This window comes from Agrobacterium sp. MCAB5 (genome assembly GCF_052114365.1).
Classification (GTDB): Bacteria; Pseudomonadota; Alphaproteobacteria; order Rhizobiales; family Rhizobiaceae; genus Agrobacterium; species Agrobacterium tumefaciens.
The window spans coordinates 1-373 of the sequence record NZ_JBFREP010000358.1; the positions used below are offsets into that span (position 1 = coordinate 1).

Genomic DNA, 373 nt, shown 5'->3' on the forward strand with positions numbered 1-373 from the left:
GAATACGGCAAGGTTATTCTCCCCTTCGTTGTTCTGCGCCGTCTCGATTGCATTCTTGAAGCATCGAAATCCCAGGTGCTCGAAGCCGCCAAGACCCTGCCGGACGGCGTGGACGAGGCCACCCGCGACATGATCCTCTTCGGCGCGGTCGGCGGCAACGTGAAGGTCTACAACCTGTCGCGCTTCACCTTCGCTACGCTCAAGGGCCAAGACCCCGGCCAGCTTCACCAGAACTTGGTGGACTACATCACGAAATTTTCCGGCAACGTCCGCGACATCTTCCTCGACAAGTTCCTGTTCACCGACCAGCTCAAGCGTCTTAAGGACGGCGGCATCCTCTGGAACGTGTTCCAGCGAATGACCGAAATCGACC

General features: G+C 58.2%; 1 protein-coding gene. It reads left to right on the top strand.

Annotation, left to right across the window (positions count from 1 at the left end; all coding sequences use genetic code 11):
- Positions 1 to 373 (top strand): type I restriction-modification system subunit M N-terminal domain-containing protein (locus tag AB4Z23_RS29020; protein ID WP_441361378.1); only part of this gene is annotated, 373 nt, incomplete at both ends.